This window comes from Streptomyces sp. RK9 (assembly GCF_045070545.1).
Classification (GTDB): domain Bacteria; phylum Actinomycetota; class Actinomycetes; order Streptomycetales; family Streptomycetaceae; genus Streptomyces; species Streptomyces alboflavus.
In genome coordinates, this window is sequence record NZ_CP173704.1 from 2,180,812 (window position 1) to 2,203,088 (window position 22,277).

The window sequence follows — 22,277 nt, forward strand, 5'->3', positions numbered from 1 at the left end:
ACCCGGTGAGTTCTACGCGCGTAGGAGTTAGAGTGCGGAAATGACGAGCCAGACCAGCAAGATCAGCGCAGCGAGCGACCGCGCGGGCCACCCCGGCACCCCCGACCCGGAGCAGATCCGCCGCGCCCCGAAGGTCCTCCTCCACGACCACCTCGACGGCGGCCTGCGCCCCGGCACGATCGTCGAGCTGGCCCGGGAATGCGGATACGAGGGCCTGCCCGAGACCGACCCCGACAAGCTCGGCGTCTGGTTCCGCGAGGCGGCCGACTCCGGCTCCCTGGAGCGGTACTTGGAGACGTTCGCGCACACCTGCGCCGTCATGCAGACCAAGGAGGCGCTCAAGCGCGTCGCCGCCGAGTGCGCCGAGGACCTGGCCGAGGACGGCGTCGTCTACGCCGAGATCCGCTACGCCCCCGAGCAGCACCTGGAAGCGGGCCTGACCCTCGAAGAGGTCGTCGAGGCCGTGAACGAGGGCTTCCGCGAGGGCGAGCGCCGCGCCAAGGCGAACGGCCACCGCATCCGCGTCGGCGCGCTCCTCACCGCCATGCGGCACGCCGCCCGCGCCCTGGAGATCGCCGAGCTCGCCAACCGCTACCGCGACCTCGGAGTCGTCGGCTTCGACATCGCGGGCGCCGAGGCGGGCTTCCCTCCCACCCGCCACCTCGACGCCTTCGAGTACCTGAAGCGCGAGAACAACCACTTCACCATCCACGCCGGCGAGGCCTTCGGCCTGCCCTCCATCTGGCAGGCGCTCCAGTGGTGCGGCGCCGACCGCCTCGGCCACGGCGTGCGCATCATCGACGACATCAAGGTCGCCGACGACGGCACGGTCCAGCTCGGCCGCCTCGCCTCCTACGTCCGCGACAAGCGGATCCCGCTGGAGCTGTGCCCCAGCTCGAACCTCCAGACGGGCGCCGCGACCTCGTACGCGGAGCACCCCATCGGCCTGCTCCGCAAGCTGCACTTCCGGGCGACCGTCAACACGGACAACCGCCTGATGTCCGGCACCAGCATGAGCCGCGAGTTCGAGCACCTGGTCGGCACCTTCGGCTACACGCTCGACGACATGCAGTGGTTCACCGTCAATGCGATGAAGTCGGCGTTCATTCCTTTCGACGAACGCCTCGCCATGATCAATGACGTCATCAAGCCCGGCTACGCCGAGCTGAAGTCCGAGTGGCTCTTCCGCCAGACGGTCTCGACCAGCGGGTCCGCCGACAGCTAAGCGGATTTTGTACGTCAACACGGCGGCCGGGGGCAGTAACTCCCGGCCGCTTTCGACTGTTTGCGGGCTGTACCAGCGGGTGCTTACCGTCGAGCCCCGCTCAACGCCCCCGTCATCAAGGACGCATTCAACATGAAGCAGTCTGCCGTCAAGACCCTCGGTGTCGCCGCCCTCGGTGCCGCCTTCGCCGCCACGGGCGCCGGTGCCGCGAGCGCCGCCGCCGGTCCGGACGCCGTGGGCGCCCTGGGCACGGTCGCCTCGACGCTGCCGCTGGAGGAGACCGCCCAGAGCCTGCCCGACGGGGCCCCCGAGGCCCTGGCCGCAGGACACAGCGCCCTGCAGAGCGGCCTGAAGTCCGCCAAGCCCACCACCGACAAGCTCCTGCCGCTCGGCGGCGACGAGGGCGACGACCAGGGCGAGGACGGCGGCGCCGACCGCGCGATGGCCACCAAGCCCGCCCCGAAGCCCGCCGACCCGGTCAAGGGCCTGCTCGGCGGCATCCCCGTCGCCCAGGGCCTCGGCACCAACGCCCTCCCCACCGACACGGTGACCGGCGCGCTGCCGGCCAACGCCCTGCCCACCAACGTGCTGCCCGCCGGCGCCCTGCCCACGAACGCGCTGCCCACCCAGGGCCTGCAGGGCCTCCCGGTCCAGGGCCTGCCGCTCGGCTGACCCGAAGCACCCGGCACACGCACGACGGGGCGCACCCCTTTTGGGGGTGCGCCCCGTCGCCGTACCGGAACGGGCCCGTCGGCGCGGCGGACCGCGGCCGTCGTCACCAGGCCGTCTTCGCCTTGTTCTCGTTCGGGAGCACGATCCACATCGCGATGTAGAGCAGGAACTGCGGTCCGGGCAGCAGGCAGGAGAGCACGAACGCGACGCGCACGGTCGTGGCGGACCAGCCGAAGCGGCGGGCGATGGCAGCGCACACGCCGCCGATCATGCGGCCGTCGGTGGGGCGGGCAAGGGCGGACATGGGGGCTCCTCGTGGACCGTGGTCGGGTCGGGGGCGGGAGGCTTCGGCTTGTCGTCGCCTCGGTATACCCAAGGTAGGTCCACGAAACGGGCAAAGCGTCAGGCTACGGAGCGATGCCGACCCTGGGAATCTTCGGGGTCGCCCCCTGCGGGGTCTCCTCCCTGAGGCGGGCCGCACGGGGCCGCACGGAGGAACGGCGGCGGAGCCGGGCCCGCGCCGCGGGCACCACGGCGACATGGGCGAGCGCCACGCCCAGCGTGTTCAGGAGCAGCGAGTCGACGTCGACGACCTGACCGGGCACCCCGGTCTGCAACAGCTCGATGCCGAGGGACAGCAGCGCGCCCGCCGCGACCGTACGGGCCAGGGAGGCGAGCCGCGAGACGTCGAGGCGCCCCCCGACCAGCGGGAGCAGCACCCCGAGCGGCGCGAGCAGGAGCAGCGCCCCGCCGATCTGCCGGGCCGCCTGCTCCGGGCCGCGCTCCAGGTCCGCCTTGATGCCGGCCAGCGGCTCCAGGTTCGCGGCGCTCACCCAGGGCACGTCCAGCGGGCGCAGCGTGATCCACGCGACGACCAGGAGATGCGCGGCGAGGAGAACCCCTCCCGCCGCGCGAAAGCGAATGGCGGCACCGCGCCCGCCCGAGCCTTGACGCACGCCCCCCAAGACGCCGGTGGCGGCGGGATCGGTTCCGCAGCCTCCCCGACTCCTGCGGGTGAGGCCGGGAGGGCCCCGGCCCCGCCCCGCCGTTCACGCCCTAGGAGTCGAGGGACTGCGACGGCGGCGACACCGTGCCGGGGCGGGCCCGCACGGCCTGGGTGCACTCGTACCGCTCCAGGCCGGTCCCCGGGGGGCCGCCGAGGACGACGGAGCCGTCGCCGTCCGACGCCGCGCTGTCCGCGTACGTGCACACGATCTGCGCGAGCGCGTGCGAGGACAGGCTCTGCGGGCGGGTGCTCAGCCGCAGCGCCTCGTCCGGGTCGTCCCGCTGCGGGCCCGTGACGGTCATGCCGCGGCGCACGTCCGTGGCGTAACCGGCCTGCTTGGCGGCCTGCGACGGCGGCACCGACAGCTCGTCGAGGAGCGCCTGCGCGATCCGCACCCGGTCCGTGGTCGCCTTCTCCGTCGGGATCCGCACCGTCCGGTCGACGATCACCAGCTGCGAGGCGCACACCAGGAAGATCTGCACGGGCACGCCGGTGGACTCGGCGCGCGAGGAGATGTCCGGGCCCGACGCCACGCACGGCACCCGCGAGGGCGCCGCACCGAAGTCGGTCGGCACCTCCGTGGAGCGGATGCCGCAGCCGGCCAGCGTGGCGGTGAGCACGGCGGTGGACAGCGCGGCGCTCAGCCGTCGCCCGGTCATGTCGCTTCCTTGCCTTCCTCGGGGCGCCCTTCGCCCCGTTCCCCGTCGGCGTCCGCCCCGGCCTCCTGGTCGGGACCGGGCTCCGCCGTCAGCGGCGAGGCGTCCCGCGGCAGCCGCAGCGTGAACACCGCGCCCCCGTCCGGCGAGTTGGCCGCGGTGATCTCGCCGCCGTGGATGTGCGCGTTCTCCAGCGCGATGGAGAGCCCGAGCCCGCTGCCCTCCGACCGCGGCCGGGACGCGCTGGCCTTGTAGAACCGGTCGAAGACGTGCGGCAGGACGTCCTCGGGGATGCCGGGGCCCCCGTCGCGCACGGAGATCACCAGGCTGTCGCCGTCCAGGCGCACCGACACCTTCACCGGGGAGCCGCCGTGCTTGAGGGCGTTGCCGATGAGGTTGGCGAGGATCACGTCGAGGCGGCGCGGGTCCAGCCGGGCGTGGATGCCGCGCTCGGCGTCCAGGTCGACGGCGTCGAGCCAGGCGCGGGCGTCGATGCAGGCGGTGATCTGGTCGGCGAGGTCGACGTCGTCGAGGACCAGGCGGGCGGTGCCCGCGTCGAAGCGGGTGACCTCCATCAGGTTCTCGACCAGGTCGTTCAGGCGCCGGGTCTCGCTGACGACGAGGCGGACGGCGGGCTCGATCATGGGGTCGACGGAGCCGGTCTCGGCGTCCAGCTCCTCCTCGAGGACCTCCGTGACCGCGGTGATCGCGGTCAGCGGGGTGCGCAGCTCGTGCGACATGTCCGCCACGAAGCGACGGCTCGCCTCGTCGCGGGCGCTCATGTCCGCGACCTTCTTCTCCAGGTTCTCCGCGGTGCGGTTGAACGTACGCGACAGATCCGCCAGCTCGTCCGTGCCCGACACCCGAAGGCGCGTGTCCAGCTTGCCCTCGCCGAGCCTGCGCGCGGCCACCCCCAGGCGGTGCACGGGTTTCAGGACGGTCGTCGCGGCGGCCTGTGCGAGCAGCGCCGAGCCGACGAGCGCGAGCGCCGTCGCGATGGCGAGGGACCAGCCGAGCGAGCTGAGGTCCTTGGCCTCCGGCTCCAGCGACTTGAGCATGTAGCCCGTCGGCCCGCCGCCGATCACCTTCGCCCCGCCCACCAGGTACGGCGTGCCGTGGTCCACCGTCCGCTGCCAGTACAGGTGGTACGGGCTCTTGTTGCCGGACGAGACCGACTGCTCCTTCTTGACCGCGTCCCGCAGCGACTTCGGCACCTTGGCGAGCGTGAAGGCGTCCAGGTCGGAGTAGCCGAACACCTGGTCGCCGCTGGCGTTCTCGCTGATCAGGAGCACGCTGTAGCGCTGGCTGCTGTTCGCCATCTGCCCGGCGGCGGCCTGCAGCTCGTCCTGCGTGGGATTCAGCGGCAGCGCGCCCGCACGGGTCTGCAACTGCTGCCGGAAGTCCTTCAGGGCCGCGTCCTGCGCACGCGTCAGGACCGCCTCGCGGTTCAGCCAGTACGCGATGCCGGACGCGGACACGGCGGCCGTCAGCGCCACCAGCGCGAACACCACGACGAGGCGCAGCCGCAGACTGGTGAAGCGCAGGCCGGACAGGAACGCCTTGCGGGCCGCGGGCAGACCGCGGAGCTTGTCGTGCGGTTTGGTCACTGAGGCGTGTCCAGCCGGTATCCCACGCCGCGCACCGTACGGATCAGCGTCGGCGAGGACGGCACGTCCTCCACCTTCGCGCGCAGCCGCTGCACACAGGCGTCGACGAGCCGCGAGTCACCGAGGTAGTCGTGCTCCCACACCAGGCGGAGCAGCTGCTGGCGCGACAGCGCCTGCCCGGGCCTGCGGCTCAGCTCCAGGAGCAGCCGCAGCTCCGTCGGCGTCAGCTGCAGGTCCTCGCCGTTCTTCGTCACCGTCATCGCCGCGCGGTCGATCACCAGCGAACCGAACGTGGCCGCGTCGTTGGCCTCGCGCTCGCCGCGGCGGAGCACCGCGCGGATACGAGCGTCGAGCACCCGCCCCTGCACGGGTTTGACCACATAGTCGTCGGCACCGGACTCCAGGCCCACGACCACGTCGATGTCGTCGTTGCGCGCGGTCAGCAGGATGATCGGCAGCTGGTCGGTGCGCCGGATGCGACGGCACACCTCGAAGCCGTCGATGCCCGGCAGCATCACATCCAGCACGATCAGGTCCGGCCGCTGCTCGCCGAGCAGCTTCAGACCGTCCTCGCCGGTGGCAGCGGTGGCCACCCGGTGGCCCTGGCGCGTCAGCGAAAGCTCCAGGGCCGTCCGGATGGCGTCGTCGTCCTCGATCAGCAACAGGGAAGGCACAAACGTCATTCTGTCCCATGGTGCGGGCCCAGTTCGACTGTTGGCGGGGGTCTCACACCGCACCCACACGAGTAAGGGGAGCCCTTTCGGTGCCACGAGGCCTGTTGCAGGCCTGTGACAGTCGGGGGACACCGCCATGAAGTGGGCCGGGCAGAGTTTTGGTCACACGGAAATCCCAGACTCCACGACGGGGGGCGCGAGATGAACACGCTGCACAGCACCAGCTCAAGCGCAGTTGTCACGCGTCTGCACGACGTCCACCGGAGTTCTGAGAAGCACGAGAAGTCCGGTGCCGTGAGCGGGCGGGGGTGCGCTCGCGGCACCGGGCGTCAGCACACCGCGTACATGACGGTGGTTGACGCACTCAAGGGCGGCGGTGACGGGGGAGCTCACGGGGGAGCCGCGTACAGGGAGGTCTCGGGGGAGCGGACGCAGACCCGGACGGACAGCGAGGACGCCGAAGCGGCGTTCACCGCCTACGTCCAGGAGCGCCGCGCCTCCCTGTACGCCACCGCCTACCACCTGACCGGTGACCGGTTCGAGGCCGAGGACCTGCTGCAGAGCGCCCTCTTCTCCACGTACCGCGCCTGGGACAGGATCAGCGACAAGGCCGCCGTCGGCGGCTATCTGCGGCGCACGATGACGAACCTGCACATCAGCGCCTGGCGCCGCCGCAAGCTCAACGAGTACCCGACCGAGGAACTGCCGGAGACGGTGGGCGACACGGACGCGATGCGCGGCACCGAGCTGCGCGCCGTGCTGTGGCAGGCCCTGGCCCGGCTGCCCGAACTCCAGCGCACCATGCTGGTCCTTCGTTACTACGAGGGCCGCACGGACCCGGAGATCGCGGACATCCTCGACATCAGCGTGGGCACGGTGAAGTCCAGCATCTGGCGGTCGCTCCGCCGGCTGCGCGAGGACGAGGTCCTCAGCTTCGGCCGTGACCAGGAGGAGTCCTTCGGCGAACTGGTCGCCTGAGGACGGGGGGACACGGGGCCGTCGCTTCGGGGGAGGCGGCGGAAGCAGTAAGGGGGACCCACCCGGGGGAACTGGGGGGTGGTGGGAACCCACGGGGGAAACAAGGGGGAACAGGGGGGAACGGGGGTCCACGGGGGATACGGGGACCAACGGGGGAAACAGACAGCGGGACCGGAAGGCCGGGGGGTCTTTCCGGGCCCGCTGTCTGGCGTTGTCCGCGAGTTCTCCGGCGCCGGCGTCACGCCCTGAGGCGGCCGGCCTCAGGGTCTTCGGCGTTTGCCTCAGGCCGCCGCGCGGGCCTTGACACAGCGGCCCGCCGCCGCGGCCGCGAGGCGGCCGAGGGCCTCCTCCTTGCCGCAGGCGTGCGCGCCGAGCGCCGTCTGGCGGGCCACGATGGAGCGCTCCGCGCGCATCAGGCGCCAGCCGCGGCGCAGCAGGAACGGCACGGACTTGCGGCCCTCGCGCAGATCGCGCAGGAGGCGGCGCCGGAACGTCGTCGAGGGGCGGCCGCGCAGACAGATCGCGTCCGCGAGGACCCCCATCTCACGGCAGCGCTCCACGATGTCGGCGGCGAAGATGCCCTCCGCGATGAACAGCGGCGTGCGCTCGATGTCGAGGGCCTCCTCGCCGGTCCGCGCGCTCGTCGCGATGTCGTACACCGGGACCCGGGTGCGGCCGGTGCGGCACAGCTCGCCGATCGCGGCGAGGGCCACGTCGGCGTCCCAGGACAGCGGGGAGTCCCAGTCGATGTCCGAAGTGCCGGCGACCTGAGGCAGCGACGGGTCGGTGCCTTCCTTGTAGAAGTCGTCGAGGCACAGCACGGGCAGCCCCGTGCGGGACGCGAACGACGACTTGCCCGAGCCGGAGGGGCCGGCGAGCAGCACGACTCGGGTGGGTATCGGGGGATGGGAACCCAAAGCTGTGAACCTTCTCACCAGTGGTCTCGCCGACGGGGCGGCTGTGGCTGCCCCTCTCGGCCCTGCTGACCCCCGTGGCCCTGGTCGGCCCCGCCCTGCGGGCATGGCTCGTCGGCGGTGGTCCGAGCCATTATCAACCGCTGTGCTCCGGGTGCCCAGACCCGGGGCGGCGGCAATGTGCGACCACCCCGGACCGGCTTGCGGAAACGCTACTTCTGTGTGCCGGGGCGGGCGAGGTGATGGAAGGCGACCTCCGGGTTCGCGGCGCTCGGGCCGTTCAGGAGCGGCTGCGGGCGGCCGCGCAGGTGCTGGTCGAAGAACGCGCCTACGTAGGCGCCGGTGATCGCCGCCGCGCGGCGGCCCGGCAGGCCGTCCGGGGTGTCCTCGCCCAACTGCCCGGCCAGCGGTGCCAGGTCGGTGAAGGCGAAGTGGTCCGCCCCCGCCACCCGCAGCCACCGCTTCCAGCCGCTGAGCCGGGTCCAGGCCGCCTCCCACGCCTTGTCCCTGCCGCTGTGGTCCGCCGCCGTCCCCATCAGCAGCATCGGGCGTCCCGACAGGCCCGACGAGGGGCCGACGTCGACGAAAGGACCGTCCAGGTTCGCCGCGGCCCGCACCCGCGCGTCGCCCGCAGCGGCCGCCGCCGCGCCCGCGCCGCCCAGCGAGTGCCCGGCCATGCCGACGCGCTTGTCGTCGATCAGGTCCGCGTGCCGCCACACCGGCCGGGAGCCGGTCAGCCGGTCGAGGACGAAGCGCAGGTCCTTGGCGCGGCCCTTCGCGGCGGGCCCGACGGTGTTCTCGTCGACCCGCCCGCAGGCCGCGCACGGCAGGATGCCCCGGCCGGGGAACTCCACGCCGACGGCCTCGTGGGCGTGGTCGACGACCGCGACGACGTACCCCCGGCTCGTCAGCTCCTCGGCCAGGCCCGTGAGGGTGGTGCCGGGCACGGAGAAGCCGGGCGAGAGGACCAGCAGGGGGTACGAGCCGGGGGCGGGGCGCGCGCCGGCGCGGGTGTGGGTGCGGGTGCCGCTCAGGACCTCGGCGGGGACGCCCTCGATGCCCCGGTCCGCCAGGAAGAGCCGGGCGCCTTCGGCGCTCATGTACGGCGCCGGGGTGCCGGTGCCCTTCCGCGCGGGGTAGTACAGCGACACCATCAGCTCCCGGTCGCCGGACCTCGGCACCCACGGGTCGCGGCGGCTGTGGTCCGTCAGGTGCAGGGAGGTGCGGCCGACGGCGCGGGGGCCGGTCGGTTTCGGCAGGCGCAGTGGTGGGGTCGGGGCCTCGGTGCGGGTGGACGCGGGTCCGGCGTTCGCGGTGTGCTCCCGGGCGGGGGCCGCTTGGGCGCCGGTGGCGAGGGCCGTGGCCCCGCCGGTGAGGGCGCAGGTGAGGAGGGCGGCGACGGCCCTGTGGCGGCGCGACTTCATGGCGGTGGGCTCCTTGTCTCACGGCCGCACCCGTTCACTGCGGGCGGCCTCGGCGACTTCACCGTAGGAACCGGGGGCGGCCGGGCGAGTCCCGCCGGAGAGCCAACTCCGGGGGTGGCTCCGGGGAGCCAGTCGGTTCGGGGCAGGCCGGTCCGGGGAGTCAGTCGCCCCGCGACGGCCGTCCGTCCTCAGCTCCGCCCGCCGCCCGGTACGACGAGGCCGCTCTCGTACGCGAACACCGCGGCCTGGGTGCGGTCGCGCAGCTGGAGCTTGTGCAGGATGCGGCCCACGTGGGTCTTGACCGTCTCCTCGGCGACGGTGAGGGCCGCGGCGATCTCCGTGTTGGACAGGCCCTGCGCGATCCGGGCGAGCACCTCCGTCTCCCGGCCGGTCAGCCCCTCGACCCGGGCGCCGGAGGCCCGCACGGGCCCGGTGCCGATGCGGGCGAACTCCGCGATGAGGCGCCGGGTGAGGTCCGGCGAGAGCAGCGCGGCGCCGCCCGCCACGACGCGTACGGCCTCGGCGAGTTCGACGCCCGACGCGTCCTTGAGCAGGAAGCCCGCGGCGCCCGCGCGCAGCGCCTCGTACACGTACTCGTCGAGGTTGAAGGTGGTCAGGACCAGGACCTTCGGGTGGGTTTCGGGGTGCGCGGTGATGCGGCGGGTCGCTTCGATGCCGTCGACGCCGGGCATGCGGATGTCCATGACGATCACGTCGGGACGCAGGTCCGCCGCGAGGTCCACGGCCTCCGCCCCGTCCGCTGCCGTGCCGACGACCTCGATGTCCGGCTGGGCGCCGAGCAGGACCGAGAACGCGTCCCGGACCATCGCCTGGTCGTCGGCGATCACCACGCGGATCGTCATGCGGGGGAGTCCTTGTCGGGGGAGAGCGGCGGGGCGGTGTGGGTGGGCAGGGTCGCGGTCACTTCGTACCCGCCCTCCGGTGCGGGGCCCGCGGCGAAGTCGCCGCCGAGCATGGCGACGCGCTCCCGCATGCCCGTAAGGCCGTGGCCCGCGCCCGGCGAGGGCGGGGCGGTCCCGGTGGCCGGGCCGTTGGTGACGCGCAGGGTCAACGTGGTGCGACCGTAGCCGAGTTCCACGGCCGTGGCGGCGCCCGGGGCGTGGCGCAGGGTGTTGCTGAGCGCCTCCTGGACGATGCGGTACGCCGACAGCTCCACGCCCGGCGGGAGCGCGCGGCGGGTTCCCGTCACGCGCGCGGACACCGGCAGGCCGGTGGCCCGCACCTGGGACAGGAGGGCGTCGAGCTGGTCCAGGGAGGGCTGCGGGGTGATGTCGGCCGGGGCGTCGTCGGCGGACTCCGCGCGCAGCAGGCCCAGCAGGCGGCGCAGTTCGGCGAGGCCCTCCAGGGCGTTGGCGCGGATCGCCGCCAGCTCCGTGACCAGTTCGCCCGGCGGGTCCGGGACGCGGTAGGGCGCGGCGTCGGCCTGGATGGAGATCAGCGACATGTGGTGGGCCACCACGTCGTGCAGCTCGCGGGCGATGCGGGCGCGCTCCTCGAGGACCGTGCGCCGGGCCCGCTCCGCCGCCGTCGCCTCGATCTGCTCGGCGAGGCGGGCGCGGTCCTCGCGGCGGCCCCTGCGGATCGCTCCCGCGAGCAGGGCGGTCGCGTACAGCGCGGTGCCGGTCGCGACGGTCGGCCAGGAGCCGACGCCCACGCCGAGCAGCTTCAGGGCCGCCCCCAGAGCCGCGCTCAAGGCTGTCGCCGTCGCCGCCGGGAGCAGCGGGACGCGCAGGGCGAGCAGGAGCAGGACGCCCGCGTGGACCGCCCACGCCCACAACTCGTTGTCGTGCGTGGGCGGGTGGGCGAGGGGGATCGCCGCGCAGCAGGTGAGGGAAAGCCAGTACGCCGGGGCCGGTCTGCGCAGGGCCAGGAGCAGGGTGGCCGCGTGGGTCACCGCCAGGAGGCGGGCCGTCAGGTCCGCGCCCGTCGCGGCGAGCGCTGTGGCCGCGAGGGCGACCAGGGTGTGCGGGAGGTAGCGGAGGGGGCGGGGCCAGGTGAGTGGGGGGAGGGGGTCGGGGGTGGGGGTGAGGAGGGGGGCCAGGAGGAGGATGAGGGGCTTGAGGGGCTTGAGGGGCTTGAGGGGGTTGCGGGGGACGGGGTCGGTAGGGGGAGGCGTGGCTGGCACGGGCGGTCCTTCGGGCGGGCGTGGTGGGTGCCGGTGAGCCCGGTGGTGGTGACGCTATGCGACCGCAGGGGTGGTGTGCGTCCCGCTCAGGGGCGGTTTCGTGGCGTAGCTCTGTGGGGGGACGCGGGCGCTCGGGGCGGGTTGTCGCGGGATTCTCGGGGGCGTGGGGGTGCGGGGGGTCTTTGATATGCGGGGGGCCGCTCAACTACTCTTCGTGCACGCTCGATTACTTACGTATGTTCCGTAGAGGCGGTCCCCATGGCTCGAAACCCTGCACGTGACGCGGCGCGGCACTCGGCGTCGAAGACTTCTCCCGCTTCCCGGGCGCTGCTGCGCGCGGGGCTCGGTGTCTCCGTGGTGGGGGCGGCGTTGGGCCTTGGGGGTGGGGTCGCCGGGGCGGCGCCCGCGGTGGTGCCTGCGGCGGGTCTTGCCACGCCGGTGGGGGAGGTTGATCCCGACGTGGCTGGGAACGCGCTGGCCGACGGGGTGCATCGGGCCACGGCCGGGGGGCTCGGGGCCGTGAAGGATCTTCGGCTCAATCCGTTGGCCGGGACGGGGGTCGATCCGCTCGACAACGCGGTGGGGACTCAGGTGGCCGACTTCAAGCCGGTGTCCACGGCCATGGCCACGGGGCCGTTGACCCAGGGCGGGTCGTTGGGGGAGATGCCCGTTGTGGGGGCGGTGGCTGGCATCTTGCCTGGGTAGGGCCCTGCGGGGCTTTCCCCGATCCCGCCCCTTCCCGAAACCGGGGCTTCGCCCCTGGGCCCCGGGGTGGGTGTTCCCTTCGGGTGGGACGGGGCGCCGCCGATCGCGCTGCGCGCTCGTCCTCAAACGCCGGACGGGCTGGAAGGTGCCGGGGCGCGGTGAGGTGCCGCGACGCGGTGAGGTGCCGCGGCGGGCGGGGCCGGAACGTGTTGTGGCGCCCCGCCAGAGAACGCCCTCAGCCCGCCCTGGACGGCGGGCGGGCTGGGGGCTGATCCAAGGGGTGGCTAGTACGCCGAGCCCGAGGCGCCGAGGGAGCCCGTGGGGTGCCAGACCGTCTTGGTTTCCAGGAAGTGGGTCAGGCGGTGGGTGCCGGGGGCGGTGGTGAAGTCCGCGTCGGTTTCCACAGCCTGTGGACGCAGTACGCGCTTGAGGTTGTCCGCCGCCGCGATCTCCAGGTCCTTCGCCAGGTCGGCGTCCGCGCCGGCCAGGTCCAGGCCGTTCACGTCCTGGTGGGCGGCGAGGGGGAGGGCCAGCTCCGCGGTCCTGCCGCTGAGGACGTTGACGACGCCGCCCGGCAGGTCCGACGTGGCCAGGACCTCGCCGAGGGAGAGGGCGGGCAGCGGGGACTTCTCGGAGGCGATGACGACCGCCGTGTTGCCCGCCGCGATCACGGGGGCCACCACCGACACCAGGCCCAGGAACGACGACTCCTGGGGGGCGACGACGGTGACGACGCCGGTCGGTTCGGGCGTGGAGAGGTTGAAGAACGGGCCCGCGACCGGGTTCGCCCCGCCCACGACCTGCGCGACCTTGTCGGTCCAGCCCGCGTACCAGACCCAGCGGTCGATCGTCGCGTCCACGGCGGCGGCCGCCTTGGACTTCGACAGGCCCTCCGCCTCGGCGACCTCGCGCACGAACTGCTCGCGGCGGCCCTCCAGCATCTCGGCCACGCGGTAGAGGATCTGGCCGCGCAGGTACGCCGTCGCCGTCGACCAGCCTCCGAACGCCTTGCGCGCCGCCACGACGGCGTCCCGCGCGTCCTTGCGGGAGGAGAGGGGGGCGTTCGCCAGCCAGTTGCCCTTCGAGTCGCTCACCTCGTACACCCGGCCGCTCTCGGAACGCGGGAACTTGCCGCCCACGTACAGCTTGTAGGTCTTGAACACAGTCAAGCGCTCGGACTTCTCAGACATCGAGGTACGCCTCCAGGCCGTGGCGACCGCCCTCGCGGCCGAAGCCCGACTCCTTGTAGCCGCCGAAGGGCGAGGTCGGGTCGAACTTGTTGAACGTGTTGGCCCAGACGACCCCGGCGCGGAGCCTGTTCGCGACCGCGAGGATGCGCGAGCCCTTCTCCGTCCAGATGCCCGCCGACAGGCCGTACTGCGTGTTGTTGGCCTTGGCCACGGCCTCTTCCGGGGTGCGGAAGCTGAGGACGGACAGGACCGGGCCGAAGATCTCGTCGCGGGCCACGGTGTGCGCCTGTGTGACGTTCGTGAACAGCGTCGGGGCGAACCAGTAGCCCGACGTGGGCAGCTCGCACGGGGCCGACCAGCGCTCGGCGCCCTCCGCCTCGCCCGTCTCGGCCAGTGCCGTGATGCGGGCCAGCTGCTCGGCGGAGTTGATCGCGCCGATGTCGGTGTTCTTGTCCAGCGGGTCGCCGAGGCGGAGCGTGGACAGACGGCGCTTGAGCGCGTCGAGGAGCTCGTCCTGGATCGACTCCTGCACCAGCAGGCGGCTGCCCGCGCAGCAGACCTGGCCCTGGTTGAAGAAGATGCCCGTGACGATGCCCTCGACGGCCTGGTCGATCGGAGCGTCGTCGAAGACGATGTTCGCGCCCTTGCCGCCGAGCTCCAGGGTGAGCTTCTTGTCCGTGCCCGCGACGGTACGCGCGATCTGCTTGCCGACGGCCGTGGAGCCGGTGAAGGCCACCTTGTTCACGTCCGGGTGCGCGGTCAGGGCCGCGCCCGCGTCGCCGTACCCGGGGAGGATGTTGACGACGCCCTTGGGCAGGCCCGCCTGGCGGCAGATGTCCGCGAAGAAGAGGGCCGACAGGGGGGTCGTCTCGGCGGGCTTGAGGACCACCGTGTTGCCCGTGGCGAGCGCCGGGGCGATCTTCCACGCCAGCATCAGGAGCGGGAAGTTCCAGGGGATGACCTGGCCCGCGACGCCCAGCGGGCGCGGATTCGCGCCGTAGCCGGCGTGGTCGAGCTTGTCGGCCCAGCCCGCGTAGTAGAAGAAGTGCGCCGCGACCAGGGGGAGGTCCGCGTCGCGGGTCTCCTTGATCGGCTTGCCGTTGTCGAGGGTCTCCAGGACGGCCAGCTCGCGGCTGCGCTCCTGGATGATGCGGGCGATGCGGAAGAGGTACTTCGCCCGCTCGGCGCCCGGCAGCGCGGACCACTTCTCGAAGGCCTTGCGGGCCGCCTTCACGGCCCGGTCGACATCGGCTTCGCCCGCCTGCGCGACCTCGGAGAGGACCTCCTCGGTCGACGGGGAGACGGACTTGAAGACCTTGCCGTCGGCCGCCTCGGCGAACTCGCCGTCGATGAACAGGCCGTAGGAGGGGGCGATGTCGACGACCGAGCGGGACTCGGGCGCCGGTGCGTACTCGAACGCGGATGCTGCGTTTTCGCTGTTCTCGCTCTTCATGAGGTCTCAGTCCACCGTCACGTAGTCAGGGCCGGAGTAGCGTCCGGTGGCCAGCTTCTGGCGCTGCATCAACAGGTCGTTGAGCAGGCTGGACGCGCCGAAGCGGAACCAGTGGTCGTCCAGCCAGTCCGGGCCCGCGGTCTCGTTGACCAGGACCAGGAACTTGATCGCGTCCTTGGTCGTCCGGATGCCGCCGGCCGGCTTCACGCCCACCTGGACGCCGGTCTGCGCGCGGAAGTCGCGGACGGCCTCCAGCATCAGGAGGGTGTTCGCGGGCGTCGCGTTCACCCCGACCTTGCCGGTGGACGTCTTGATGAAGTCCGCGCCCGCGAGCATGCCGATCCAGCTCGCGCGCCGGATGTTGTCGTACGTCGAGAGTTCGCCGGTCTCGAAGATCACCTTCAGGCGGGCCTGCGCGGAGGCCTCCTTCACGGCGACGATCTCCTCGTACACCTTCATGTAGTCGCCGGAGAGGAACGCGCCCCGGTCGATGACCATGTCGATCTCGTCGGCGCCCGCGGCCACCGCGTCGCGGACGTCCGCCAGCTTCACGTCCAGGGCCGCGCGGCCCGCGGGGAACGCCGTCGCCACCGAGGCGACCTTCACGTCCGTGCCCGCCACGGCCTGCTTCGCCGTGGCCACCATGTCCGGGTACACGCAGACGGCGGCCGTGCGCGGCGTCGTGCGGTCCGTCGGGTCCGGGTGGACGGCCTTCGCGCCGAGCGCGCGGACCTTGCCCGCGGTGTCGGCGCCCTCCAGGGTCGTCAGGTCGATCATGGAGATGGCCAGGTCGATGGCGTACGCCTTGGCCGAGGTCTTGATCGAACGCGTCCCGAGCGCGGCGGCGCGGGCCTCCAGGCCGACCGCGTCCACGCCCGGCAGGCCGTGCAGGAAGCGGCGGAGTGTGGATGCCGACGTGGTGACGTCAGCGAAGGGTTGCGGCGGCCCTGCGGGCGCGGCTGTCCTTGGGGGTGATGGCGTCGTCGGCATAGTCACGAGGGGAGCATATCTACGCGCGTAGCGGCCTGTACAGGGGGCGAGGTCGGTGGGTGCCCTCGCGGGGCGCCCCAGGCCCGCCCCTTCACCGTAACCGGGGGCTGCCGCCCCCTGGACCCCCGCTGTCGCCGCTTCGCGGCTCGTCCTCAATCGCCGGACGGGCTGAAAATGGCCCGCCCGGCGCTCGAAGGGTCAGCTCGGTCCGCTCGTGGACGTCACTTCAAGCCGTTGTCCAGTGCCGTCATGAGGGTGCCTGTGGGGGTGTCTCCCGACATCTCCCAGATCATGCCGCCCAGGAGGCCCTTCGATCTGAGCCACGCGGTCTTCTTGCCGATGGACCAGGGGTCGTCGAAGCTCCACCACTGGCCGTTGTTGCCGGTGTAGCCGTAGGTGGATATGGACTGTTCGTCGTGGTGGACGGTGAGGTTGGGGACCGTGGTGAGGAGGTTGTGGTAGCCCTTGGTGCCCGCCTCCTCGGGGAACTGGCCGGGGGCCGCGCCGTTCGCCGACTGCCACTCGCCCTTCACGCCGCCGTCGGCCACTTCCTTCCAGCCGCGGCCGTAGAACGGGAAGCCGATGGTGAGCTTGCGCGGGTTCACCCCGGCGTCCAGGTAGGTCTGGACGGCTTTCTCGATGCTGAAGTCGAAGGGGTAGGGGTCCTGGGCGTCGCGGTGCAGGTTGGCCTGGTGGCCGGTGCGCTTGGGCTCCCAGGAGTTGTCGCTTCCGGCGCCGTGGAAGTCGTAGCCCTGGACGTTGGCGAAGTCCAGGTACTCGAAGATCTTCTTGATGTCCCAGCCCGCCTCGATCTTCGCCGGGTCGGCCGGGGTGAACGCGGTCAGGAGCTTGTGGCTGCCGCCGGTGGCGTCGAGCTGCTTGCGGAACTCGGCGAGGAGCGCGGTGAGGTTGTCCTTGTCGGCGGGGCCCCAGCGGTTGCCCGGGTGGCCCTCCGAGCCCGGCCACTCCCAGTCGATGTCGATGCCGTCGAACACGCCCGCGCCGGTGCCGGGGCCGCCCGCGCCGTTGTAGACGGGCAGGTCGCCCTTGATCCAGGTGTCCACGCAGGACTTGACGAACTTCGTCCGGGAGGCCGGGGTGGCCGCCGCGTCCGCGAAGAACTTCGAGAACGTCCAGCCGCCCAGCGAGACCACGACCTTCAGGTGCGGGTGCTTGGCCTTGAGCTTCTTCAGCTGGTTGAAGTTGCCGCGCAGCTTGCCCCAGCCGTCGTCCGCGACCCCGTCCACCGACTGCGCGGCGGAGAAGGCGCGGCCGTAGTCCGCCTCGGCGTCGCCCGCGCCCGTGCCCTCGTCCGGGTCCTGCGGATTGCCGGAGACGCCCTTCACCACGCCGGCCAGGCAGGTGTGGTTGACCGGGTCGACGTTCTCGAAGGCGTAGTTGATGACGTCGAGCTTCGCCGCCGCCCCGGACGTGTCCAGGTGCTTCACGAAGTGCTGGCGGCCGTAGATGCCCCACTGCGCGAAGTAGCCGACCTTGAGGTGGCTGCCGGGGCCCGCCGCGTCGTCGGTGGTGACGTTCACGGCGTTCGACGCGGGCGAGGCGTTGTCGGCCGTGTCACGTGCCTTCACGGTGAAGGTGTAGGCGGTGGCGGGGGCCAGGCCCTCGACGGTCGCGGTGGTCGCCGAGGCCGGGACGGTCTTCGCCAGGGTGCTGCCGCGGTAGATGTCGTACGCGGCCACGGCCACGTTGTCCGTCGACTTCTCCCAGGTCAGGCTCGCCGAGACCTGTGTCTTGCCGGTGGTGCGCAGATTGCCCGGCGCGGTCGGCGGGGTCGGGTCGGTCGCCGGGTCGACGGTCGTCGCGGTGACCGCGGGGCTCTCGGGGCTGGTGTTGTCGCGCCGGTCCTTGGCGCGGACGGTGAAGCTGTAGCGCGTGGCCGGGGTCAGGTCGGTGACCGTCGCGCTGTTCGTCGCCGAGGTCGCCACCACGGTGGACCCGCTCAGGACCTCGTACTTCGTGACCGGGTAGTCGCCCGCCCCGGCCGGGGGCCAGGTCAGGGAGATCGTGCGGGACGTGGCGGTGGTGACCGTCGGGGCGCCGGGGGCCGTCGGGGGCTTGTCCGGCGTGCCGTCGCACTTGTCGCCGTTGATCGTGCAGCCCGTCGGCGTCCCGACCGGGCCCCGGCCCGTGAACGTGTAGCTGTACGGCTCGGTCGAGCCGCCCGCCGGGACCCGGCCGTTGTAGTACGCGTTCTTCACGGTGACGTGGCTGCCCGAGACGGTCGCCTCGCCGTGGGTGTGGCCGCTGACGGTGACGCCCGGCGGCAGGTCGAACTCCAGCGTCCAGGCCGTCGACGGGGCGGTGCCGCTGTTGCGGACGACGTACTTGCCCTGCCAGGACGAGCCGCTGCCCTCCGTCGTGAAGGTCGCGGTGAGCGTGCCCGCCGCGTGCGCGGGGGTCGCCGTCAGGGCGGTGAGCAGGGACAGGGGGAGCAGCAGGGCGACGAGCAGGGCGGCGGTGCGGCCGCGCGTGGCCTCGGTCGCTCTTCGTAAGACTCCTGGCGTTCTCCTGGATCCTCTTTCCGTGGGGGTCATGGCTCTCCTCGGGGGTGTGGCGTGCGGGTGGCTCCTCGGGGGTTCGGGTGGCGCCGGTGCGTCGCGTCGCCGACCGATTGTCGGCGTACATGACAACCCTCGACCGTACTAGGTCTGGACCAATCCCCATACCCCCGCCGCGCGCGGCCGACGTCATCGCGTCAGGCAGAATCAGGCCCATGACGAGCGACCCGCAGCCCACTCCGGCGGAGCAGGACCCGGCGAACCCGGCGAGCCCGGCCGAACCGGAAGCGTCGGCCGCCCCCGGCAAGCCGACCGAACCGGAGACGCCGGCCGCTCCGGAGACGCCCGCTGCCGCGGAGGAGCCCGCCGCTCCGGCGAAGGCCGCTGCCGCGGAGGAGCCCGCCGCTCCGGCGAAGGCCGCTGCCCCGGAGAAGCCCGGCGCCCCGGAGACGCCCGCCACTCTGGAGAAGCCCGCTGCCCCGGAGCAGTCGGCTGCCCCGGCGACCGCGGCCGCCCCGGCGAGCGCCGCCCGCCCGAACTCGGCAGCCCGGCCGAAGCCGACCGTCGCCGCCACCCCGGCCGCCAAGGCCGACCAGAGCGCCACGGCCGCCAAGGCCGACCAGAGCACCACGGCCGACCCGGACGACCCGGCCTACAAGGACCGCGTCCACCGGTCCCACGGAGCCATCGCCGGAGGCGTCCTGCTGCTCGCGATCGGCGGCTGGCTCGGCGTCGACGCGCTGGTCCGGGGCGAGGGACGCACCCCGTGGCTCGCCCTCGCCGGGCTCCTCTTCGCGGTGCCCCTCGTCATCGCCTACACCCTGCGGCCCGCCGTCTACGCCAACGAGGACCGGCTGCGCATCCGCAACCCGTTCCGCACCATCACGCTGCCCTGGGGCGCGATCTCCGGGCTGCGCTCCGGATACTCGAACGAGGTCTTCACCCAGGACGGCACCAAGTTCCAGCTGTGGGCCATCCCCGTCTCGCTGCGCGGCCGCAAGAAGGCCGCACGGCGGCACGCCCAGCAGGTCGCCGCCGACGACCCGGTCGCGAGCCGGGTCCGGCCCGGCGCCCGGGGCACGGCACAGCCCGTCGCCCGCGACGCCGGCGACCAGACCATGGACGACCTGCGGGAGATCGCCGAGCGGCGCGAGGGCGCCGAGGCCGCGCAGGGCGAGCCGGTCGCGCACTGGGCGTACGAGATCCTGGCGCCGAGCGCCGCCGGGGCGGTGCTGCTCGCGGTGCTGCTCGCCGTGGGCTGACGGGTCCTGGCGGTGCCGCCCGGCGTGGGTGGACCGGTCCTGGCGGTGCCGCCCGCCCTCGGTGGACCGGTCCTGGCCGTGCCGCTCGCCCCGGGCTGATCGTCCCGGGCTGATCGCTCTGCGCTGACCGGTCCTCGCGGTGCCGCTCGCCCTGGGCCGACGGGTCCGAGGTCCCCGGCCCGTCAGTTCCCCCGCCCCAGCCGGAACCCCGTCCAGCGCACCCCGTCCGCCGATATCCGGAACCCGCTCCCGCCGAAGCTGTCCTGCCGCAGCCAGCCCACCGGTGTGCGGACCACCGAGCCCGACGGCGCCCTTGCCGTGGTCCGGACGAACGTCCGCGCGCCGTCCGTGCTGCGCCACCCGCCGTCCTCGCCGTGCACCGTCAGGCTGGAGTCGTCGGCCACCAGCAGATCGCCGACGAGCGTGCGGGGCTCGACGTCCTTCCGGTGTCGCCAGAGCCGCGTCCACGTCAGGCCCTCGTCCTTGCTGACGTGGATCGTGACCAGGCCGTTCTTCGCCGGCGGTGACACCGGTCCGTGCTGGGTGGCGTACAGCCCGCCCCGGCCCGCGACCACCCGGAACACCGTGCCCTCGGCGCCGACGCCCGTCAGGCGCGGGCGCTGCCACGTGCGGCCCCGGTCCGTGCTCCTGGCCAGCGCGGGCAGGCCCGTGCGCGGGTCCGTGCCGGAGACGAACAGGCCTGCCCCGGGGAGTTCACCGGCGAGGCCACCGGCCTGACGCAACGGGCTCCGCAGCGGCGGCTGGTGGGCCAGGGCATGGTGCTCGCCCGTCCTCGGCGACACGGCGAGCAGCCGCTCCCGCACACAGTCGTTCGGGTCGGACCTGTCGCGCTCCAGGCACTCCGGGGCGAGGACGCCGCCCCGCGCCACGGCCGCCACCGCACCCGCCGCCTCCGTCGTCCCGCGCCGCCACGTCCGGCCGCCGTCGCCCGTGAACCACGTGCGCCCCGGAGTGTCCGCCCGCTCCGAGCCCTCGACTATCAGCGCCCGCCCCGGCCCGAGCACCGTCAGGTCCGCCGACAGGCCCCGGTCGCCCGTCACATCCCGCAGCGGCGAACCACGCGGGCGCCATGCCTTCGCACCCCCGTCGAGCACCGCCACGCGCTGTCGGCACCGGCGCTCCGAGCACTCGGCGAGCAGCGCGAAGCCGGAGCCGTCCGCCGCGAAGCCGATGCCGAACGGCGAGCCGGGCAGGTCCGGCGCCGACGGGATCCGGGGCGGCGGCGTTCGCGGCGCCTGGGCCCGGCCCTCCGCCGCCCTCTCCGCGCCCCGGCCGCCGCCGGACCCCGAGCCTCCACCACCCCCGCCGCCCTCCCCGCCCCCGCACGCCACCAGCACCCAGACCCCCACCAGGGCCACCACTCCCCGAAGCCCACGCCCCTTCATGCGACGCCCCCCACTCCACGACGAATCAGCAACTACCCCTGATACACCGCCCACCGCCCCGAGGTTCCCAACCCCGGACCCCCAATTTCCCGCACCGTTTTCCCGCGCCGATCCCGGCGCCGATCGCCTGGATCCCCCGCGCTCGCGGAGCCACCGCCCCGCAGACCCCCCGGATCACGGCGGCCCCAACCACACCAACAGCATGTGCCCGCCGAACGCCGCCGAGGTCAGCGCCGCCGTCGAGAGCACCGCGAGCGTCACCCGCTTCCGCGCCCGGGCGAGCGCGAGGGCCACCGGCAGGAGCAGCGGGAAGCCGGGCAGCAGGAAGCGGGCGCGCGGGAAGTAGACGCCGCTGGAGCCGAGCACGATCGCGACCAGCAGGCCCGTGAACACCAGGAGCGGCAGGGGCTGTTCGCGCCCGGTCACCGACAGGACGTACAGCACGAGCGCGCCGAGCAGGACGAGCGTCACCATCACCAGGAACAGCTGCGGACGCTCCACCAGGAACAGCTGCTTCATCCAGCGCAGGGTGCCGACGCCGCCGTCCCACTCGTTGTGCCACAGCCTCTGCACCGCGAAGTAGCCGTCCCAGCGGCCGAGGCGCGCCCCCACCCAGCCGACGTACGCGAGCCAGCCGAGCGGCGCGAGCAGCGCGCCGGTCAGGGCGCGGGCGTCGAAGCCGCGGCGCAGCGCGAGCAGCGCGGTGACGGACACGGCGGCGGCGACGGCGATGCCGGTGGGGCGGGTGAGGCCCGCGAGGGCGGCGAGGGCGCCCGCCCACACCCAGCGGCCGGTGAGCACCGCGTACAGCGACCAGGCCGCGAGCGCCGTGAACAGCGACTCCGTGTAGCCCATCCACTGCACGAGCGCGACCGGCAGACAGGCCCACAGGGTCACCAGGAGCACGCCCGCGCGCCGCCCGTGCAGCCGGTCGCCGACCTTGAAGATCCCCCACGCCGCGAGGAAGGAGCAGCCGACGGCGAGCGCGAGCCCGACGGCGCCGCGCGGGGCCGGGAGCAGCGCGTCGCCCGCCCGGATCAGGAGCGGGAACAGCGGGAAGAACGCCAGGTTGTTGGTGTCGAAGGCGTGCCCGAGCGTGTCCGCGTACCCGTGCGCCGCGATCCTCAAGTACCAGTCGCAGTCCCAGGACTCGGCGAGCAGATGCCACAGCTCACGGTGTTCGCGGCGGGCCCAGACGGCGAGGACGAGCAGGCCGAGGGCGCGGACGGCGGCGTACGCGAGGAGCGCGGGCGCCGCGTACCGCAGCGCGCGGGCCGCACGCCGGTGCGCGGCGGCGCGCGGGGCCGTGGCGCGGGGGCGGCGGGAGGCGGGGACGCGGGACGGCGCGGTGGTCGAGAGGTCGGAAGGGGGTCCGTACGGCACTGCGGCTCCCGGTACGAGAAGGTGCGCTACCGGTCGACCCTTCCCGAGGGACCGGTGGCTCACCGGG

Annotated in this window: 20 protein-coding genes; 5 read left to right on the forward strand and 15 right to left on the reverse strand. The window is 73.3% G+C overall.

Going from position 1 to position 22,277, the window contains the following annotated elements:
• Positions 1–40 precede the first annotated feature (40 nt).
• Both AB6L24_RS30030 and AB6L24_RS30035 read left to right on the forward strand, forming a co-directional pair.
• Positions 41–1,225, forward strand: a complete 1,185-nt coding sequence (locus tag AB6L24_RS30030; RefSeq protein WP_405660417.1) for an adenosine deaminase — start codon at positions 41–43, stop codon at positions 1,223–1,225.
• A gap of 132 nt (positions 1,226–1,357) precedes the next feature.
• Positions 1,358–1,897 carry an ATP-binding protein gene (locus AB6L24_RS30035; RefSeq protein ID WP_405660419.1) on the forward strand — a complete coding sequence of 180 codons (540 nt, stop codon included), beginning with the start codon at positions 1,358–1,360 and terminating at the stop codon, positions 1,895–1,897.
• Between the two features lie 103 nt (positions 1,898–2,000).
• Here AB6L24_RS30035 and AB6L24_RS30040 read toward each other — a convergent pair whose 3' ends face one another.
• The 5 genes from AB6L24_RS30040 to afsQ1 form a co-directional block, all read right to left on the reverse strand.
• Positions 2,001–2,201: a PspC domain-containing protein gene (locus AB6L24_RS30040; RefSeq protein WP_030362876.1), complete on the reverse strand. Its 201-nt coding sequence runs from the start codon at positions 2,199–2,201 to the stop codon at positions 2,001–2,003.
• Positions 2,202–2,304: 103 nt separating this feature from the next.
• Positions 2,305–2,853: a VanZ family protein gene (locus AB6L24_RS30045; protein WP_051811747.1), complete on the reverse strand. Its 549-nt coding sequence runs from the start codon at positions 2,851–2,853 to the stop codon at positions 2,305–2,307.
• A 100-nt stretch (positions 2,854–2,953) separates the two neighbouring features.
• A complete protein-coding gene (locus AB6L24_RS30050) occupies positions 2,954–3,562 on the reverse strand; it encodes a hypothetical protein (RefSeq protein WP_405660421.1) in 609 nt (202 codons plus the stop codon).
• Positions 3,559–5,166, reverse strand: coding sequence for an ATP-binding protein (locus AB6L24_RS30055; RefSeq protein ID WP_380844675.1), 1,608 nt, complete (start codon positions 5,164–5,166; stop codon positions 3,559–3,561). Before AB6L24_RS30055 ends, AB6L24_RS30050 begins: the two co-directional genes overlap by 4 nt.
• The gene (gene afsQ1 / locus AB6L24_RS30060; protein WP_033264947.1) at positions 5,163–5,840 is read right to left on the reverse strand and encodes a two-component system response regulator AfsQ1; all 678 of its coding nucleotides are present in this window, start codon (positions 5,838–5,840) and stop codon (positions 5,163–5,165) included. The genes AB6L24_RS30055 and afsQ1 overlap by 4 nt, the downstream gene beginning before the upstream one ends.
• Positions 5,841–6,041: 201 nt before the next feature.
• On the opposite strand from afsQ1, the gene AB6L24_RS30065 reads away from it, so the two are divergent.
• Positions 6,042–6,818: a SigE family RNA polymerase sigma factor gene (locus tag AB6L24_RS30065; RefSeq protein WP_405660424.1), complete on the forward strand. Its 777-nt coding sequence runs from the start codon at positions 6,042–6,044 to the stop codon at positions 6,816–6,818.
• Positions 6,819–7,099: 281 nt separating this feature from the next.
• Here AB6L24_RS30065 and AB6L24_RS30070 read toward each other — a convergent pair whose 3' ends face one another.
• The 4 genes from AB6L24_RS30070 to AB6L24_RS30085 form a co-directional block, all read right to left on the reverse strand.
• Complete coding sequence (locus tag AB6L24_RS30070; protein WP_405660426.1) at positions 7,100–7,735, reverse strand: uridine kinase; 636 nt, start codon at positions 7,733–7,735, stop codon at positions 7,100–7,102.
• A 209-nt stretch (positions 7,736–7,944) separates the two neighbouring features.
• Positions 7,945–9,156, reverse strand: coding sequence for an alpha/beta hydrolase family protein (locus tag AB6L24_RS30075; RefSeq protein ID WP_405660428.1), 1,212 nt, complete (start codon positions 9,154–9,156; stop codon positions 7,945–7,947).
• A 188-nt stretch (positions 9,157–9,344) separates the two neighbouring features.
• Positions 9,345–10,019, reverse strand: coding sequence for a response regulator (locus AB6L24_RS30080; protein WP_405660430.1), 675 nt, complete (start codon positions 10,017–10,019; stop codon positions 9,345–9,347).
• A complete protein-coding gene (locus tag AB6L24_RS30085) occupies positions 10,016–11,302 on the reverse strand; it encodes a sensor histidine kinase (protein ID WP_405660433.1) in 1,287 nt (428 codons plus the stop codon). The genes AB6L24_RS30080 and AB6L24_RS30085 overlap by 4 nt, the downstream gene beginning before the upstream one ends.
• 258 nt (positions 11,303–11,560) lie before the next feature.
• Between AB6L24_RS30085 and AB6L24_RS30090 the strand changes: the two genes are divergently transcribed.
• A complete protein-coding gene (locus AB6L24_RS30090; protein ID WP_405660435.1) occupies positions 11,561–12,007 on the forward strand; it encodes a hypothetical protein in 447 nt (148 codons plus the stop codon).
• Between the two features lie 284 nt (positions 12,008–12,291).
• Here the strand turns inward: AB6L24_RS30090 and AB6L24_RS30095 are convergent, their stop codons facing one another.
• From AB6L24_RS30095 to AB6L24_RS30110, 4 genes are all read right to left on the reverse strand, one after another.
• On the reverse strand, positions 12,292–13,197 hold the full coding sequence (locus AB6L24_RS30095; RefSeq protein ID WP_405660437.1) for an aldehyde dehydrogenase family protein: 906 nt from the start codon (positions 13,195–13,197) through the stop codon (positions 12,292–12,294).
• Positions 13,190–14,650, reverse strand: a complete 1,461-nt coding sequence (locus AB6L24_RS30100; protein ID WP_405660440.1) for an aldehyde dehydrogenase family protein — start codon at positions 14,648–14,650, stop codon at positions 13,190–13,192. The genes AB6L24_RS30095 and AB6L24_RS30100 overlap by 8 nt, the downstream gene beginning before the upstream one ends.
• A 6-nt stretch (positions 14,651–14,656) precedes the next feature.
• On the reverse strand, positions 14,657–15,640 hold the full coding sequence (gene deoC, locus AB6L24_RS30105; RefSeq protein ID WP_405663434.1) for a deoxyribose-phosphate aldolase: 984 nt from the start codon (positions 15,638–15,640) through the stop codon (positions 14,657–14,659).
• A gap of 221 nt (positions 15,641–15,861) precedes the next feature.
• A complete protein-coding gene (locus AB6L24_RS30110) occupies positions 15,862–18,195 on the reverse strand; it encodes a glycosyl hydrolase family 18 protein (RefSeq protein ID WP_405660442.1) in 2,334 nt (777 codons plus the stop codon).
• 179 nt (positions 18,196–18,374) lie between these two features.
• Between AB6L24_RS30110 and AB6L24_RS30115 the strand changes: the two genes are divergently transcribed.
• A complete protein-coding gene (locus AB6L24_RS30115) occupies positions 18,375–19,421 on the forward strand; it encodes a PH domain-containing protein (protein WP_405660444.1) in 1,047 nt (348 codons plus the stop codon).
• A 182-nt stretch (positions 19,422–19,603) separates the two neighbouring features.
• Here the strand turns inward: AB6L24_RS30115 and AB6L24_RS30120 are convergent, their stop codons facing one another.
• Positions 19,604–20,827, reverse strand: coding sequence for a sialidase family protein (locus AB6L24_RS30120; protein ID WP_405660446.1), 1,224 nt, complete (start codon positions 20,825–20,827; stop codon positions 19,604–19,606).
• Positions 20,828–21,001: 174 nt separating this feature from the next.
• Positions 21,002–22,210 carry a hypothetical protein gene (locus tag AB6L24_RS30125; RefSeq protein WP_405660448.1) on the reverse strand — a complete coding sequence of 403 codons (1,209 nt, stop codon included), beginning with the start codon at positions 22,208–22,210 and terminating at the stop codon, positions 21,002–21,004.
• Positions 22,211–22,277: the final 67 nt, after the last annotated feature.